Annotated in this window: 16 protein-coding genes and 2 pseudogenes; 11 read left to right on the top strand and 7 right to left on the bottom strand. The window is 26.5% G+C overall.

The features are described 5' to 3' along the window. Positions 1-277 precede the first annotated feature (277 nt). Positions 278-967 (top strand): hypothetical protein, encoded by a 690-nt coding sequence (locus BINT_RS10380; protein WP_014488534.1) that lies wholly within the window; start codon positions 278-280, stop codon positions 965-967. A gap of 65 nt (positions 968-1032) precedes the next feature. On the opposite strand, the gene BINT_RS10375 is transcribed toward BINT_RS10380, so the two are convergent. From BINT_RS10375 to BINT_RS10365, 3 genes are all read right to left on the bottom strand, one after another. Continuing rightward, positions 1033-2229, bottom strand: coding sequence for a DUF4384 domain-containing protein (locus tag BINT_RS10375; RefSeq protein ID WP_014488533.1), 1197 nt, complete (start codon positions 2227-2229; stop codon positions 1033-1035). A gap of 8 nt (positions 2230-2237) precedes the next feature. Then, the gene (locus tag BINT_RS10370; protein WP_014488532.1) at positions 2238-3203 is read right to left on the bottom strand and encodes a ParB/RepB/Spo0J family partition protein; all 966 of its coding nucleotides are present in this window, start codon (positions 3201-3203) and stop codon (positions 2238-2240) included. A gap of 83 nt (positions 3204-3286) precedes the next feature. After that, complete coding sequence (locus BINT_RS10365; protein ID WP_014488531.1) at positions 3287-4051, bottom strand: ParA family protein; 765 nt, start codon at positions 4049-4051, stop codon at positions 3287-3289. A gap of 277 nt (positions 4052-4328) precedes the next feature. Here BINT_RS10365 and BINT_RS10360 point away from each other — a divergent pair, with 277 nt between their 5' ends. Further along, positions 4329-4715, top strand: a complete 387-nt coding sequence (locus BINT_RS10360; protein ID WP_014488530.1) for a hypothetical protein — start codon at positions 4329-4331, stop codon at positions 4713-4715. Between the two features lie 213 nt (positions 4716-4928). Here BINT_RS10360 and BINT_RS10355 read toward each other — a convergent pair whose 3' ends face one another. Genes BINT_RS10355 through BINT_RS10345 form a run of 3 tightly spaced genes read right to left on the bottom strand, consistent with a single transcriptional unit; the run spans position 4929 to position 9154 of the window. Next, complete coding sequence (locus BINT_RS10355) at positions 4929-6227, bottom strand: glutamate-5-semialdehyde dehydrogenase (RefSeq protein WP_014488529.1); 1299 nt, start codon at positions 6225-6227, stop codon at positions 4929-4931. 43 nt (positions 6228-6270) lie between these two features. After that, complete coding sequence (locus BINT_RS10350; RefSeq protein WP_014488528.1) at positions 6271-7140, bottom strand: 50S ribosomal protein L11 methyltransferase; 870 nt, start codon at positions 7138-7140, stop codon at positions 6271-6273. 28 nt (positions 7141-7168) lie between these two features. Beyond that, positions 7169-9154, bottom strand: coding sequence for a DUF4954 family protein (locus BINT_RS10345; RefSeq protein WP_014488527.1), 1986 nt, complete (start codon positions 9152-9154; stop codon positions 7169-7171). 270 nt (positions 9155-9424) lie between these two features. Between BINT_RS10345 and BINT_RS10340 the strand changes: the two are divergent. Together BINT_RS10340 and BINT_RS10335 are read left to right on the top strand one after the other, a co-directional pair. After that, positions 9425-9822, top strand: a pseudogene (locus BINT_RS10340) (ArsR/SmtB family transcription factor). Next, complete coding sequence (locus BINT_RS10335) at positions 9809-11746, top strand: heavy metal translocating P-type ATPase (protein WP_014488525.1); 1938 nt, start codon at positions 9809-9811, stop codon at positions 11744-11746. The pseudogene BINT_RS10340 and the gene BINT_RS10335 overlap by 14 nt, the downstream one beginning before the upstream one ends. Positions 11747-11806: 60 nt before the next feature. Here BINT_RS10335 and BINT_RS10330 read toward each other — a convergent pair whose 3' ends face one another. Further along, positions 11807-12967 (bottom strand): MFS transporter, encoded by a 1161-nt coding sequence (locus tag BINT_RS10330; RefSeq protein ID WP_014488524.1) that lies wholly within the window; start codon positions 12965-12967, stop codon positions 11807-11809. 174 nt (positions 12968-13141) lie between these two features. On the opposite strand from BINT_RS10330, the gene rsgA reads away from it, so the two are divergent. From rsgA to BINT_RS10295, 7 genes and pseudogenes are all read left to right on the top strand, one after another. Next, on the top strand, positions 13142-14245 hold the full coding sequence (rsgA, locus tag BINT_RS10325; protein WP_014488523.1) for a ribosome small subunit-dependent GTPase A: 1104 nt from the start codon (positions 13142-13144) through the stop codon (positions 14243-14245). Positions 14246-14566: 321 nt separating this feature from the next. After that, positions 14567-15022 carry an ankyrin repeat domain-containing protein gene (locus BINT_RS10320; RefSeq protein WP_014488522.1) on the top strand — a complete coding sequence of 152 codons (456 nt, stop codon included), beginning with the start codon at positions 14567-14569 and terminating at the stop codon, positions 15020-15022. A gap of 39 nt (positions 15023-15061) precedes the next feature. Then, a pseudogene (locus BINT_RS10315) lies at positions 15062-15495 on the top strand (ankyrin repeat domain-containing protein). 38 nt (positions 15496-15533) lie between these two features. Then, a complete protein-coding gene (locus BINT_RS10310) occupies positions 15534-15956 on the top strand; it encodes an ankyrin repeat domain-containing protein (protein WP_014488521.1) in 423 nt (140 codons plus the stop codon). Between the two features lie 171 nt (positions 15957-16127). Next, positions 16128-16580: an ankyrin repeat domain-containing protein gene (locus tag BINT_RS10305; RefSeq protein WP_014488520.1), complete on the top strand. Its 453-nt coding sequence runs from the start codon at positions 16128-16130 to the stop codon at positions 16578-16580. A 134-nt stretch (positions 16581-16714) separates the two neighbouring features. Continuing rightward, positions 16715-17179: an META domain-containing protein gene (locus BINT_RS10300; RefSeq protein WP_014488519.1), complete on the top strand. Its 465-nt coding sequence runs from the start codon at positions 16715-16717 to the stop codon at positions 17177-17179. A 152-nt stretch (positions 17180-17331) separates the two neighbouring features. Continuing rightward, positions 17332-17922: a hypothetical protein gene (locus BINT_RS10295; RefSeq protein ID WP_041177402.1), complete on the top strand. Its 591-nt coding sequence runs from the start codon at positions 17332-17334 to the stop codon at positions 17920-17922. Positions 17923-17943: the final 21 nt, after the last annotated feature.

The raw sequence follows: 17943 nt of genomic DNA, 5'->3' as shown, positions 1-17943 counted from the left end.
TCGTGTACGAGGGGAAAAGTTGATATATGCAATAAAAGTAATAATAAAATACATATAAGACATAAGATAAAAAATGTTCAATAATTCAGCAACAATAAATATAAAATGTAGTATTTTTCGTATAAAATGTAGTATAATTGTGGTTAGAATATATTTTTTCTTTAATTTTCTATAAATTTACATTACATACTATCTTTTTAACATTTACTTATATATTTTTTAGTGTATTATAAATTTAATAAAAATTAAATTACTACTATGATTTTGAGTCGATTTTATGAAAAAAGTATTTTTTTGTTTATTATTGATATTTATAAATAGTTTATTTTTATTTTCAAAAGAAACTATAGAGAGAGATTTATCATATAATCCAAACTTTAGTTCTTCAAAATTCAATGATTGGCTTTTAGTTGCTACTTTTGATGGTGATAATGTGCCTACATTACAATTTATAGATAAAACTGAAAATATGTTTTGGGAATCTTCTGACTCTTCTATAAAAGAATATATGTACAAAGGTAAAAATTCAAAAGCTGGTATATTTTTTATATCATCTATGACATATTATCAGTATAGAGGCTATAATCCTTTATATACAGAGAAAAGAAATAGAGCTAATGCTAATATGATGAAACGTTTTTATTTCTATAGATTTACAGGAAAGGGCGGCGGAATAATATCTTTAGATAATACTTTGGTAGCTATAGATATATATACAAAATATGTATATATATATGGAGTACCTGTAGAAGAGGAAAAAGTATTTGGTGTTGATGTACCTCAAAGATGGGGTCCTTCAGATACAGTAAAATATAAAGGTTCCATTTTACCTTTTTATAAATATGATCCTGTAGGACATGTACAAGAAGATGGAACTATTGTTTTATATGATTTTTATCTCAATTCATTTTTGGATAAAGAAAATAGATATCAGCCTCTTTTGAACAGCAAATATATTTATAAATAATTTATATATACGAAAAAAGTTTTATTAATCAAGAAAGCTATTGACTTTATAATGAGTTGATAGCTTTATTTTATTTCTGAAATGGATTTTAAATATACTTTTGATATTTGCCAATCATTAGAACTAATGAATTTTAATTTATATTTCAATTTATCTGTAAACTCAGCAATTTTATTTTTTGGGCACATTTGAAAACCATCACCTTTGAAATATTCACCTGTTATCCATTGCTGTTCTTTCTTTGTGTATAGACAATAAAAAGCATCTTCTCCAAATGGAGGTCTTATTTTTATATTGAATTTAGAATTTGCAGGGGGGATTACGTAATTTTTTCTTGCTTCTATTTTGTTTTCATATTTATTGTTTATAAAATTATTGAAGTCATTTGGAAACATTAATATTACATTTCCATCATTTTGAAAGGCAAATATATATAAATATCCTTCAGTATTTGGTCTGAAATTTAGAGTAAAAGATTCTCCTTCTATTATTTCACCTTCATTGTTTATTACATTTGTTTTATTTTCTAATGTTATTCTTTCTATTCTAAAATTTAAATATATACCGTTTATAGGAGATTCCATAGCTTTGAATAAAAGGTTAGAGAAATAAAATTCTAAATAAGTACATATTTCTTGTATAGTTGTTACACTTTCAGACTGATTTTTTAGTTCATATTCTTTAAGAGTATCACCAGTTAACATATCTATGACTTTAAAATTATATCTCATTTCATAAAGCTCTTCATCACTTTTTTCTTCTCCGTCTTTATCAATTTTTTCTGTTTTTTCTCCAATTCCATATTCTATTAAATCGCCTAAGTCTTTAACTTCATTTGTAAGCACTATATCATTACTAAGCATAGTATTTGTAATGTTATAATTGCTTAATATTGTATTTATTTCATTTGAATTAATAGTGATATTCTTATTAGTAGCGGTATTATTAGTGTCTTTTAATACTTTTTCACTATCCATTATAATAACAGCCTGTACTTTTAAGTTAGAAGCAACAGTTAATCCCTCTTCTAAGCTAAGTTCATTTGTAGAAAATAGTTTTTTCTTCTCTCTATCTACCGAAATAGAAGTTTTTTGTTTGAGAGAGGCAAATCTATTTATTGTTCTCACAAACTCTTTTCTCATAGGCTCATTAGCCCTTAAACTATGATCCAAATCTACAGTAGCTATAAGCATAGTTTCTCTAGGATAAAGATTTAATGTTATTATAGTGATAATCAAAATGTATTTTAATATTGTTTTCAAAATTGCTCCTAATATTCAAGAGTAGGTTTTATTCCTGTTTCTCTTTCATATACTTTTTCAAGCATATCCATTATTCTTGATAAATCATCAGAACTGTAATATTCTATTACTATTTTACCCTCTTTCCCATTTTTATCTATAACATTAACTTTGGTAGAGAATATTTTTTCTAAATCATTTTCTAGCTTTTTTATATTAGGGTCTTTCTTATTATCTTTTTTTACTTCGTTTTGATTTTCTGTATTTTCTTCATTATTATTTGTATTAGAATCATTTGATATATTATTTTTTCTTTCTTTTACTATTCTCTCGCATTCTCTTACAGAATATCCTTTTTCTACTATTTCTTTAGCAAATTCTTCTCTTTCATTCTCGTCATCTAATGATAATATAGTTCTGGCATGTCCTTCTGTTATTTTGGATTCTAATACTAAATTTTGTATATTTTCGCTTAAATCTAGTATACGCATAGAATTAGATATTGTGCTTCTGCTTTTTCCAACTCTGTTTGCTAATTCTTCTTGTTTAATATTCAAATCATATATTAATTTTTTATAGCTTCTAGCAACTTCTATGGCATTTAAATCCGCCCTTTGTATGTTTTCAACTAAAGTAAGCTCAAGCATTTTAGAATCTGCTATATTTTCTAATACCAATGCTGGAACTCTATCCCTGTTCAAGAATTTAAATGCTCTGAATCTTCTTTCTCCGGATATTATTTGGTATTTTCCGTCTTTTTCTCTTAAAGTAATAGGGTTTATGAGTCCATTTTCTTTTATAGATTCGGCAAGACCTTGTATTTCTTCTTCATTGAATACTTTTCTAGGCTGATCCGGATTAACATCTATAAGAGAAACATCTATTTCCAATACTCCTCTTCTTTCTGCCTCTTCGGCTGCTGTTCTTATTTCATTGTCAGTAGATTTTATTAATGCACTTAAACCCTGACCGCCAAGTCCGCCTTTTCTGCTCATATAAACCCTCTTAATTTTATTTAATTAATATATTTTTAAATAATATTATCAATACAATAGCATTATTATATTAAAAATACTCATTATTTAGATTTTTCAACAAACTCTTTTGCAAATTCTTTATAACTTCTAGCTCCCACACAATCTTTATCATAATCCCCTATAGCTTTACCATAGGAAGGTGCTTCGCTTAAACGTACATTTCTAGGTATCATAGTTTTGTAAGTCTTTTCTTTAAAGAAATTTACTACTTCTTTTACTACATCTGAAGCTAATTTTGTTCTAGCATCATACATAGTGAGTAGAACACCCTCTATTTTTAATTCTTTATTAAGATTTTCTTTTACAAGTGCTATTGTGTTATTAAGTTCAGCAACACCGTCTAAAGCATAAAACTCACATTGTATAGGTATAAGAACAGAATCAGCAGCAGTTAAAGCATTAAGTGTTAATATACCCAAAGTAGGAGGGCAGTCTATAATAATATATTCATAGTCATTTTTTACAGTTTCTACAGCCTTTTTTAATTTATATTCTCTAGCTATTTCATTAACAAGTTCTATTTGAGCACCAACCAAGTCGGAATCTGCCGGTATTAGAAATAAATTCTCCTGATATGTAGGTATTATTACTTCTTTTGCTTCAGCTTGTCCTATTAATATATCGTATACGCTTTTTTGCATTTGTTCTCTTGTAACGCCAACACCTAAACAAGCATTAGCCTGAGGGTCTATATCTATAAGAAGTGTTTTATGACCCATTTTTGCTATGCATGCACTTAAATTAACGGCTGTGGTAGTTTTTCCTACTCCGCCTTTTTGATTGACTATAGCTATAACTTTAGACATAAATATATCCTTAAACTAAAAACTATCATGAAATTATATTATTATATCAAAATCGGGCATTTTATCAAGTTTTATGTATAACTATTTTATTAATATAGTTTATTTTACATATTTATTTTTATGTGATAATAATATAATTTATTTTATTATATATAATGTAAATATTATTGACAAAATATCCTGTTATTATATTATAGGTTGTTAATGTATATCTTATTAGTTTATTTTTTAGTATGATATACATTCAAGGAGGGCTTATGATAAAAAATAAAAAAATGTGAGAGGTTTGGTATTTATTGCTTTGTTTTCTACAATATCTATATTTTCTATAAGCTGTTCATCATTATTTGATCCTGATTATAGAGGAAGATTCAGACCTTATGATCTAATAGGTACTTGGAGAAATATAGATAATTATTATGAGAGATTTACTATTTCTTATAATGGTATATTAACTTTTTATAATGCTGATGGTACATATAGCAGGCATTATATTGATAATTGGGATTATTATAAATATGATGAAAGAAGTTATTATGAATTAGTTATATCTAATATACCGATTGTAGGAAGCATTATATTTTATTTTACAAGTGAGAATGAATGCGAAATAAGTTATGGAAATATATCTAATCTAATTTATTATTATGAAAAATTATATTAAACAAAATATTCGATAATAGCATAAAATAATCTGATAACTTCAAAGCTATCAGATTATTTTTATATTTTAATGCATTTATTTTATTCTCTTATGCTTGAATCTAGATTTATAAGTGAGATAATCTTTTATTATTGCTAATAAAAATTGTTAGTTAAATATCTCCTGCCATTCTAACGAATAGCAGGTACTAACAATTTTTATATTGTTTATATTTTATTTTATTCTTTTATGTTTAAAACTTGCTTTATGAGTAACGTAATCATTAACTATTTGATAGTTTCCAAAAATTTTATATTTGTATATTGTTAAGCCTTCCAAACCTACAGGACCTCTAGCATGAGTTTTATTTGTTGATATTCCTACTTCAGCACCGAAACCATATCTAAATCCGTCTGAAAATCTTGTTGAAGCATTGCAGTACACATTAGCAGAATCAACGAATGTCATAAACTTTTCTATATTGTCTTTATTTTCTGATATTATTGAGTCAGTATGATGAGAGCCGTATTTGTTAATATGATCGTATGCTTCTTCTATGTCTGATACTATTTTTAAAGATACTTCTTTGTCGCCATATTCAAAATGCCATTCTTTCACTTCGCCTATATCAGATGAAGTTAATATTTTTTTTACTTCAGTATCGCCATTCATTTTTATTTCATTTTCTTTGAATAAATCATAAAGTTTTGGCAAGTATTCTGAAGCTATATTTTTGTTTATAAGTATAGTTTCAACAGCATTGCAGGCACTTGGATATTGAGCCTTTGAATCTAAACATATTTTTAATGCTTTTTCTTGATCGGCAGATTCATCTATATATAAATGACATATACCGTCAGCATGTCCTAATACTGGTATATTTGTATTTGATTTTATATACTGTACCAAACTGTTTCCGCCCCTTGGTATTATTAAATCAATATATTTATCCATTGATAATAATTCTTTTATATCCTCTCTAGTGAATACCAAATTAACAGAGTTTTTTGGAAATTCTTTTATATTATTTAGAGTTTCTTCTATTATACTATATATTGCTTTATTAGTGTTTTCTCCTTCGCTTCCTCCTTTAAGTATAACGGCATTAGATGATTTTATACATAAAGAAGATATTTGGGATATTACATCAGGACGAGCCTCAAATATTACTGCTATAAGTCCAATAGGGCAGGATATTTTTTTTAATAATAAATTGTCATCAAGCTCTGTTTCTAATAATACTTTATTAATAGGGTCTTCAAGTTTTACAACATCTCTTATTCCTGAAACAACGTCTATTAATTTATTTTCATCTAGTTTTAATCGGTTAAACATAGATTTTGAAATTTTATTTTCATCAAGAAGTTTTTGAGCATATTCTAAATCTTTTTTATTTGCTTCAAATATTTTGTCTTTATTTTCTTCAATTTTTTTTGCTATTTCAAGAAGAGCATTATTTTTTATATCTGTATTCAATGATTGTAATTTATATGTGGCTTCTTTTGCATTTTTTACTAAATCTATTAATTGCATATTATTCTCCTTAATATATTTTTAGTAAACATAATTATTTTTATTATAGATTAAGCATTAAAGATACCCAATCATTTTTTCTCTTTCTTAAAATGGTATTGAGTTTATTTTCTCTAATGGCATTAATCATATATGATTCTTTTTCTAATAAAATTCCTGATAATATTAAAATAGAACTCGGTTTTAATAATTCTTTTAAATCCGGAAGAATATCTATTAAAATATCAGTTTCAATATTAGCTATTACTAAATCGAATTTTAAATTCATATTGATTAAATCTCTAGCATTTCCAAGTATCACATTATCAAGCTTTATACTGTTGTAATCAGCATTATCAAGTGTGCAATGAACGGCATCATTATCAATATCTATAGATGTAATATTTCTTGCTCCTAATTTATAGGCGAATAATGATAATATACCGCTTCCGCATCCTACATCAACTATACTTTTTGAAATAATATCATTGTTATTTGAATATTCATAAATCATTTCAAGTGCAAGCGATGTAGTTTCATGAGTTCCAGAACCGAATGCATATTGTTTTGCTATATAAAGCGGATTTTCACATTCTTCATTATAAAAATCTTTTAAATTCGGTACTATAGTAACATCTCCTATATTAAATGGTTTAAGAAAATCCATATATGAAGTTAAATATTCTTCAGATTTTAATTCTTCTATTTTATAAGTATATTCAGCAATACCTTTAATATTTTCTTCTATTATACTTAGATTATTTTTTAATATTTCTTCATTTTCATTGTATATATTAACTATTGAAATACTTTCTTCTTTAATAGGAAACTCTGTATTAAAACCTAATATATTTAATTTACCGCTTTCTATAACAGCTTCAATTATATCCTCAAATCCTCTTTCTATTTTTATAGATAATGAATATATTAACATAATGACTCCAATAATAATTTTCTATATATTACAATATATTAATAATATTGTTAATAGATTCAATTTTATTTTCCATATCTTTTTTATATTTTATTACGAAAGTGTTGTCATTAACAGTGCCTCTTACAGCCTCAAAATCTTTTTCCATCATTGTTTTATCATCAATACCTGAACTTACCATTTTTGATATATCATATTCTTTTTCAACATCTTTATAAAATATATTATATGCTTCTTTTAATAATGATTTATGGTCTTCTAATAATTTTTTTATATTTTCTTTATTGATAGTATTTATATTATATCTTGATTTTACAGTATTCATAACCCAAGATTTTTCATCTTCTGAATATATATTGTATATGTTTTCAAACTTTTCAGTTAATGATTTTATATCATTTATTTTATCATTTTCTAAATCTTTGATGATGTTATCAACTCTCTGTTTTGCACATATAAGTCCGCCTATATCAACCCATTTTTCAAAAATAGTATCTTCATTGTACTGAAGATTTTTTATAATTTCATCAATATTTTTAGAGTTTTCTATATATGAAAGTATTTTATTATGAAGATATAAATCTATTGCTATTGAGTATCTTTTTGAATATTTATCTAAAGAGGATATTTTTATAATCATGTTTTTATATGTTAAAAAATCTTTATTATAAATATTATTACTTTCTTTTTTTATTTCTTCTAATATTTTTTCAGATTTAATAATTTTTGATACAGTGTAAGGACTGAATACATCAAATATTATTAAATCTTTTTTATCTCCTTTTCTTCTGTCTCTATCTCTCCATTTATTTTCATCTCTTGATAAACCCACACCGAATAAATTTAAAGCAGGTATAAGTCTTGTTTGATGATAACCATGCTCAGTGATATATGAGAAAGGAAAATCAGAAGTATCAACATTATCATAATGTGCCCCTATAACAGTTGAGAAAGCTCCTATATGAGAAGGCCATAAAATATATGAGTTGCTTCCTGTTTTGCATCCTCTTTCCATAAAACCATGATGATAAGGTCCAAGTTTGTACATATGATTACTTTGATTAGTTCCGCTTCCAGCATTGAAGAAAGAAAAATGACTTGCTATTAAAAGTGTAGCTTTATGATGCGTAACAGTATAAGGACCTGCAAATATAGAAAACATTTCTCCATGCTCTCCCTCGCAGTTTGCAAATAAAAGTGAATCCTCGCATGAAAATTGTCTTCCAAGTTTAACTCCTTCACCTATAAACGCTTTTTTTATAACTGTTCCATCAACTATATGAGCACCTTTAAGAACAATAGAATCTTTTAATATAACAGATGTTCCTATATATGAAGGACATTCTTTTGTACTTATTACTGTTGTATTATTAATTTCATCAGTATTTTCTATTGTGGCATAAGGATCTATTAAAGAATTTTTTATTAGTCTTGCATTTATTATTTGTGCATATTTTTTTATTTTTCCGAATCTTCTTGTTTTTTGTTTTGTGTATTCATCTATAAGGGTATTAATTTTTTCACGCATTACTTTTTCATGTCTATACATTGCAACTAAATATGCTATATGTGAATTAAGTCTATAAAATATTTTTACGCTTCTTCCATCGCCTTCCATGATTGGTGAAGTTTCAACTCCGTTTCCGAAACTGCTTTTTCCTTCCATATATATAGAACCGGCATTTTCTATAATAACCCCATTTTCTATTTTATAATTTTCTATGAATCTTCCTACATTATTTATATAAACATTTCCATTAATATATACATTTATTAAAGTGGCTCTGTTAATAGAAGCTAATAATTTAACTTTTTTATGATATTTCACCATACCATTAAGTGCGTTTATTTTTACTTTGCCATAAAATTTAACATCTTTTATTCTGCTTAAATCTACATTTTTTATTAAAATTTTTTCCCATGACTGAGAAGAACAGCCTTGAGATTTGAGAAAGTTTATTTCTTCATTTGTGAGATTTCTGAAATCTTTATCCTGTTTTTTGAAAATATACATAATTAAAAGTTTTCCTTTTTTCCATTATTTATTAATCATTATGTTAACTTTGTGATTTTGTGTAAAATTTGTGTAAAAATCAAAATTCGTTAAAAAATGAAAAATATTACAGATTATATATCAAAATAAAATAATTTTCTATTATTATTTTTTATTTAGACTATATTTTGTATTTCATAAATTTTTTAAAAAATTAATATCATCTATTGACTTAATTATTATATAAGTATATTATTATATTATAATATACTTATATAGAGATGAGGCAATATGAAAAAGAATATAAAAAAAGATATAGAAACTTCTGATGAAGAATATTTAAATAATGATGATGATTGCGAAATAAGCACAAAAGATTCAAATATATCATCATTAATACCAAAACTTCCAAACGATGAAGAGTTTTCACTTTTAGCAGGATTTTTTTCTGTGTTTTCTGATCCTACAAGATTAAAGATAATATCTGCCTTAAGTGAGAAGGAATTATGCGTGCATGAATTATCTTCTTTACTAGATATGAAGCAGCCTTCTATATCACAGCATTTAAAGATGCTTTGGCAGGCTAGGGTAGTAAAAAACGGAAGGTAGGACTTCATGTTTTTTATAGATTAGATGATGAGCATATAGAAAAAATTTATACATGGGGGTATGAACATGTTAAAGAATAAAGAAAGACTTTTATTTTTATCAGAAATTTTTTTAGGACTTATAGTATTAATATTATTATACACTTTGCATAAAACTATACATGGTGCTATAGAATATATTATTTTCTTTATACCATATTTTATTTTGGGAAGAGATGTATTTAAAAATGCAGCTTTGGATTTTATCAAAGGAAAATTCATGCGTGAAAGTTTTCTTATGAGTATTGCTACAGTTGGAGCTATTATACTTCATGAACTTCCTGAAGCATTAGCAGTATTAATGTTTTATAGGGTGGGCGAATACTTTGAAGATATGGCAGTTGATAAATCTAAACGCACAATAGCAGCATTAATGGCGATAAGACCAGATTCAGCAAATATTATAAGAGAGAACGGAAATGTTGAAAAAGTTGATATATCTGAAGTTCATATTAATGATAATATAATAATAAATCCATTTGAGAAAGTGCCTCTTGATTCTTTTATATATGAAGGTGAAAGCTGGATTGATACTAAGGCTTTAACTGGTGAGAGTATGCCTAGAAGTGTTAAAGTTAATGATGAAATTTTAGCAGGAACTATCAATGGTGATAATACTATAAAGGCAAAAGTTATAAGAGCTTACGGAGAATCTTCTATAGCTAAAATATTAAAATTAGTTCAGGATTCACAAAATAGAAAAGCTAATATTGAGCAGTTCATAAGCAGATTTGCAGGCATATACACTCCTATAGTAGTATTCGGTGCAATTTTCCTTACTGTAATACCTACTATAATATATGGTACTGAAGTTTTTGATAATTGGTTCAAACGTTCTTTGACTCTATTAGTTGTATCTTGTCCTTGTGCGTTTATGGTTGGTATTCCATTAACATATTTTGCTTCTATAGGAAGAGCATCTAAATTTGGAATAATGGTTAAAGGCGGAGTATTTTTGGATTTGCTTGCTAAGGTTGATAAAGTTATTTTTGATAAGACAGGAACTCTTACAAAAGGAGAGTTTTCTATAAGAGATATACATAATACAGGTTTATATGATAATGAAACTTTATTAAAATATGCTGCTTATGCTGAAACAGGTTCTTCTCATCCGATTGCAGTATCAATAGTTGAGCATTATAAAAATCATCATAACGGCATTATAAATGATAGTTTAATTTCAACTCATAAAGATATAAGCGGAAAAGGTGCTTCATCAATAGTTGAAAATAAAAATATATTGATTGGAGGACTTGATTTATTAAAACAAAATAATGTTGAAATATCAGAAATTAAAGAAAATATCAATGTTCATATTGCTGTAGACTCCAAATATGTAGGCGGATTTTTCATTGATGACAGTGTGAAAGATGATACAAAAGAAGCTATTGATTTATTGAATTCAATGAATATAAAAACTGCATTAATAAGCGGAGATAATGTTGATAGGGTAGAAGCATTTGCAAAAGAGATGAATATTCAATCATTCAAAGGAGGCTGTTTGCCTGAAGATAAAGTAACTGTATTAGAAGAAATGATGAAAGATTCTAAGGCTTCAATATTTGTAGGCGATGGTATAAATGATGCTCCTTCTCTTGCTCGTGCTGATATTGGTATTGCTATGGGCGGACTTGGTTCTGATGCTGCTATAGAAAATGCAGATGTTGTAATTATGGATGATAAGCCTTCTAAAGTTGCTCTTGCTATAAAACTTGCTAAGAAAAATCATGTAGTAGTTTTGCAAAATATACTTTTAGCATTAGTAATAAAATTCGGAGCTATTATATTAGGAGCTTTAGGACTTGCATCTATGTGGCTTGCTATTTTTGCTGATACAGGTGTTACTATGATAGTAGTATTGAATGCATTAAGACTTCTTTATCCTTTAGGAGAAAAAGAAGAGGCTGTTAATATAGATACTAAAACTTGCGATATAAAAGTTACTAACTGCGGATGCGGACATTAATTAATCATTGATAATTATATTTTTTATAGATGCATGATTATTATTCATGCATCTATTTTTTTATTTATTTTTTATAGTTTTTATTATCATTAATCTATGCATAATAAACATAAGTACTAAAATCAATATTAAATAAAAGGGAAGTAATGATATTGATATATGATTTGCAATGTAGCCGAATAAAGGAGGCATGGCAAGAGTACCTATATAAGCACTAGCCATTTGTACTCCTATTATAGCCTGAGAATTTTCTGCACCAAAATTACTTGGAGTTGAATGTATTATTGAAGGATATATTGGAGCACAGCCTAAACCTATAGTTATAAAACCTATTAAAGATACAATATTTACAGCAGGAATAATCATTAGTATTATACCTATCAAAATTAATGACTCGCCTAAAATTATCATTTGATTATCATTTAATTTCATTGTTATAAAACCAGATATAGCTCTTCCAACAGTGATGCCTATATAAAATAAACTTCCAAATGAAGCCGCAGTTTTTATATCCACTCCTTTATATAGATTTAAATAACTACTTGCCCATAATCCAGTTGTAGCTTCAAGTGCACAATAACAAAAAAAGCATATCATAATTTCTCTGGCACCGGGTATTTTTATTATTTCTTTTAAGCTTAAAACTTTTGTACTTATTTTTTCTTTATTTTCTTCATCATTTTTCTTCCATAGAGAAAGGCTGAAAAATAAAATAGCAGTGAGTACAATTTGCATTATTGATATATATCTGTATCCTGCATTCCAATTATTATTAGTAATAGCATATCCCATTATATATGGTCCAATTGTTGCACCTATTCCCCACATACAATGAAGCCAGCTCATATGTTTGCTTTCATAATGAAGTGCAACATAATTATTTAAAGAGGCATCTACACTTCCAGCACCTAATCCATAAGGTATAGCCCAAACACAAAGAAATAAATATGAATGAGTGATAGAAAATCCAAAAAGTGCTATAGCTGTCATTGCTACACTGAATGCAGTTATTTTTGCTGTACTAAATTTTTTAGTTAATCTGTCGCTTTGCAAACTAGAAATTATAGTGCCTGCTGATATGATCATTGATATTATGCCTGCATAGGAAATTGGCACATTCAATTCTTTATGCATAGTAGGCCAAGCTGATCCTAAAAGTGCATCCGGAAGCCCTAAACTTATAAAAGATAAATATATAATAGCAAGTAGTAAATTAACCATATTAAATATCCGCAAAGTTATTTTAATATTATAATACAAATAATTTTTTATTGAATACTTATCAAATAAATAATTTTATAATAAATCTTATTATTTGTTAGTAATAATAAAATTGACAAAACTTTTATATTTAGTATTATATAATAGTAATATTAAATTTTGGGGATAAAAATATTGAAAATAAAAGATATTGGCTTTGATGAATATTTTGAGAAATTGGCACTTAAAAGTTTGAATGTTAATTCTTTAGAAGAAATTAATAATGAAGAACTTGTACCTGCAAGAGTTATAAGGATTAACAAAAGATATTATACTTTGTTTGCTGATGATGGTGAGTTTTTAGCAAGAATCAAAGGAAAGATAAGATATAATTCTGAAATACAAAGCGAGCTTCCTGTAGTTGGTGATTGGGTATTAATGAAGAAGTCGGATAATAATGCTTTTATTGATACTATACTCACTAGAAAAAATATTTTATATAGAAAAGCTAATGTTAAAAAAAATGATATTCAGGCTATAGTAAGTAATATTGATTATGCTTTTATTATAGTTGGTATTGATAATGAAATGCCAATGTCTGCCATAGCAAGATATTTGTCAGTTGTTCATACTTCAGGAATTAAACCAATAATTGCAATTAGTAAAATAGATTTGTATGAAGATGCTGAATATAAAGAATTATTAGCAGCTATAAAAGAAACTTATCCTAATGAAACAGCATTTGCCTACAGTTCAAAAACAGGAAAGAATGCAGATACATTTTTAAAATATATTAAGAAAGATACTTCATCGGTTTTTATAGGTGCATCCGGTGCTGGTAAATCCACTATTATTAATTATCTTTTAAAAGATGAGAAGATGAAAACCCAGGAAGTAAGGGAATACGATTTTAAGGGAATGCATACCACAACACATAGAGAGCTTTTAGTTTTAGATAGCGGAGGTGTAGTTATAGATACTCCTGGTTTAAGAAATTTAGGTTTATGGGAAGATGATAAAGGTATAAAGAAAACTTTTGAAGATTTAGAGGAGTATGCTAAAAAATGTAAATTTAAAGATTGTACCCATCAGCATGAGCCGGATTGTTATATATTGGAACTTTTAGAAAATGATGAAATACCTTATGAAAGATACGATGCTTATATAACACTTCTTAATGAAAACAGAGAATTGCAGAAAAGTTCTATAGAGATAAAGAAAGATAGAAAGATGGCATTGAAAAAAATAACGAAGCATAGAAATAATTATAAAAAGATTAATGTTAAAAATAAGAAATAATTATAAAATCACTAATCAATAAAATTATTAAGTTAATTTATATATCAATGATATATATTGCAAAATATATAAATTAAATTCTAAGATTAAAAAAATATGTAAATATTATGTTTACTCTATTATGTTTCTTTACAATGTTGCGGTTAATGATAAAAACTTATCATAAAACTTTTGTTGTATATAAATTTAGTTTACATAAATACCATGCAATCTATAGAGTGTAAAATTTAAATAAATTTTATTTACAAAAAATTGACAATATCTATTATATTTATTATACTATCTTTATAATTATTATATATTATTATACGTAGATTTTTTATGGAAAATTTTAATTATAAGATATTAATATTTTCATTTGTATTATTTTTAATATTTTGTCTGAATGCATTTTCAAAAAGCAATATAGCAATAATTGATGCAGCTGGCAGAGGAGATATTAATAAGGTTAAAGAATTAATTAGTAGCGCAGTTAATGTAAATCAGCAGGATAGAATAGGTGAGAATGCATTGATAAAAGCAGCAGAAGGCGGACATATAGAAGTTGTAAAATTGCTTATAGAAAATAAAGTAAATCTGAATCTCAAAAGTAAATGGGGAAGAACAGCATTGATGAGAGCTTCTTCAAAAGGTTATACCAATATAGTAAAGGTACTTGTAGAAGCAGGAGCCGATTTGAATATCAAAGACAATAGAGGAAGAACAGCATTAACTTATGCCAATCAAAGAGGACATCAGAATATAGTAAAAATATTAAAATCAGCAGGTGCTAAATAAAGTTAATATATTTAAATAATTAATTAAGGAGATATATTTATGAAAAAGATTTTAGTTTTAATCTTTATAATTAGTGTTAGTGTTTTTGCTCAAAGAAAGATGACACCTTTAATGGAGGCTTTGGAGAGAAAAGATACTAAAAGAGCCATAGAATTAATAAACTCCGGAGTTGATCTTAATACAAGAGACAGACGAGGTGAAACTCCATTAATAGAAGCAGCAGAAGGCGGACATATAGAAGTTGTAAAATTGCTTATAGAAATAAAGTAAATCTGAATCTCAAAAGTAAATGGGGAAGAACAGCATTGATGAGAGCTTCTTCAAAAGGTTATGCTAATATAGTGAAAGTGCTTGTAGAATCAGGAGCAGATTTGAATATTAAAGACAATAGAAGAAGAACAGCATTAAGTTATGCTAGTCAAAGAGGACATCAGAATATAGTAAAAATTTTACAAACAGCAGGTGCAAAATAAAGTTAACATATTAAATATTTAATTAAGGAGATATATTTATGAAAAAGATTTTAGTTTTAATTTTCATAATTAGTGTTAGTGTTTTTGCTCAAAGAAAGATGACACCTTTAATGGAGGCTTTAGAGAAAAAAGATACTAAAATAGCCATAGAATTAATAAACTCAGGAGTTGATATTAATACCAAAGATAGAATGGGGGAAACTCCGTTAATAGAGGCAGCAGAAGAAGGACTTACAGAAGTAGTGAAAGTTTTGATAGAAAAGAAAGCAAATTTGAATGCAGCTAATGTTAGAAATAGAACAGCATTAAGCAGGGCTTCACATAAAGGGTATACAGAAATAGTTCTTATGTTAGTGAATGCAGGAGCTGATAGAAGTATTAAAGATAAATATGGAAAAACTGCTTTGGACTATGCTTCAGAGCGAGGACATAAAGATATTGTTTCTATATTAAAAAAGTAGTATTAATTTTATCTATTAAATTTGAATATATTTTAATTTAAGTCATTAAATTATTTTGTAAAATTATTTAATTTTTTAAAAAATATTTGTGTAAAAATAAAAAAATGACGATTTAATAATTATTATAAAATTATGTAAATTTATTTTCTTATTTTAAGATAGGAGTTTTTTATGAAATTAAATAATAAAATATTTTTGTTTTTTATAGTTTTTTCATTACTTTTTTATAACAGTGCATTTTCTAAAAGTAATGTAGAATTAGTAAATGCAGCAGAAAATGGCGACATAAAAAAGGTAAGAGAACTTCTTAGAGGAGGAGCTAATATAAATGAGCAGGATTCTAAAGGAGATAATGCATTAATAAAAGCTTCTGAAAATGGACATTTAAAAGTTATAGAATTATTGGTGCAATATAGATGCAGTTTAAATCTTCAAAACAAAGATGGAAGAACAGCAATAAGTAAGGCGTCAGAAAATGGACATGTTAATGTTGTAAGACTTTTAATCGATGCAGGTGCTAAAGTTAATTTGAAAGATAGAAAAGATAAAACAGCTTTAACTTATGCTTCAGAAGAGAAACATAAAAATGTAATTAGTCTTTTAAAAGCAGCAGGCGGTAAATAAATTTAAAGTTTTAATTACAAAATATAAAAAAAGTGTGATTTTTATTTGAAATTACTATATATAACATTGATAATAAATTTTAATTATAATATAATGATTCGCAATTAAAAATTTTGTAAAGGAAAAAAGAAAACATGAAAAAAATATTGTCTTTAGTTCTTATTGTTATGGGAACAGTATTTGTAGTATCATGCGGCGGTAATACTTCTAATACTACTACAAACGATGCAGCTGCTGCAGTAGTTACAGTTAATGATTTGTTAGGAAAAGAGTATTCTCTTACTAATATGTACGAAGGCAAAGAAGTTACTATAGCTTTTTCTGATACTAATATGTTAGGCGGAAAATCAGCTGTTAATAACTATTTTACTGAGTTTTCATTAGACGGTAACAAAATAAAATTAAATGCTTTAGCTTCTACTAAAATGGCTGGCCCTGAAGAAGATATGGCTGTAGAAACAGAATATTTACAAATATTAAATGGTGCTGATACAATTTCTTTAGACGGAGATGTATTAACTATTACTACTACTTCAGGTACTAATTTAATTTATACTTTCAAAGGTAATGTAGAAGTAGCAAGTGAAAATGCAAACTAATTAAACACTATCTATATTTTTTGGCAAGATGATATTTTTATATTATCTTGCCTTTTTTATTTTAAATTTTTAATAAACTATTGACTTTTATATTCAGTAGTATAATATAAATGTATATTTCTGTTTTTTTAGATAAAATATTTGGAGTGATTATGAAATTAAAGAAATATATTTTTATGCCGCTAGTATTTTGTTTGATTATCGTTGTATCATGTTCGGAAAGTATGCCTTTAAAAGAATATAAAGATGCAACTACCTTGAGAGATAAAGCTATAAGATATGATTTGCAAAACTATTCTAAAGAACAATTCGATATAGCTGAAGCAAATTATTCAGAAGCTATGATATTAATAGATGAAAATAAAGATTCAGCGAAAGTAAAAGAACTTCTTACAACAGCATCAAATTCATATCAGACCGTATTAAATGATGGATTACCACAGTATGCTGAAGTTTTAAGAAGTGAAATAGATTTAGAAAGAGTATATTCTAAAGAGGTAAAAGCGTATAGAGTAGATAAAGAAAATTATGAGTTTGCAGAACTTAATTATATAAATGCATTATCAGCTTTAAGTACAAACAATTATGAAGAAGCTGTAAGTTGTTTTTTAAATGCTAAAAAATATCATCACAAAGCCTATTTCACAACTAAGATAAGATATGATGAAAGTACAAGAGGAATAAAAGAAGCTGAAGATAAAATTAGACAAGTTGAAGAATTAGAAAGATCATCTTCCAAGTAAATACTTTTACTTTAATATAAA

The sequence above is a fragment of the Brachyspira intermedia PWS/A genome (assembly GCF_000223215.1).
GTDB classification, from domain to species: domain Bacteria; phylum Spirochaetota; class Brachyspiria; order Brachyspirales; family Brachyspiraceae; genus Brachyspira; species Brachyspira intermedia.
This window is presented reverse-complemented; position numbering and strand designations above follow the sequence as displayed.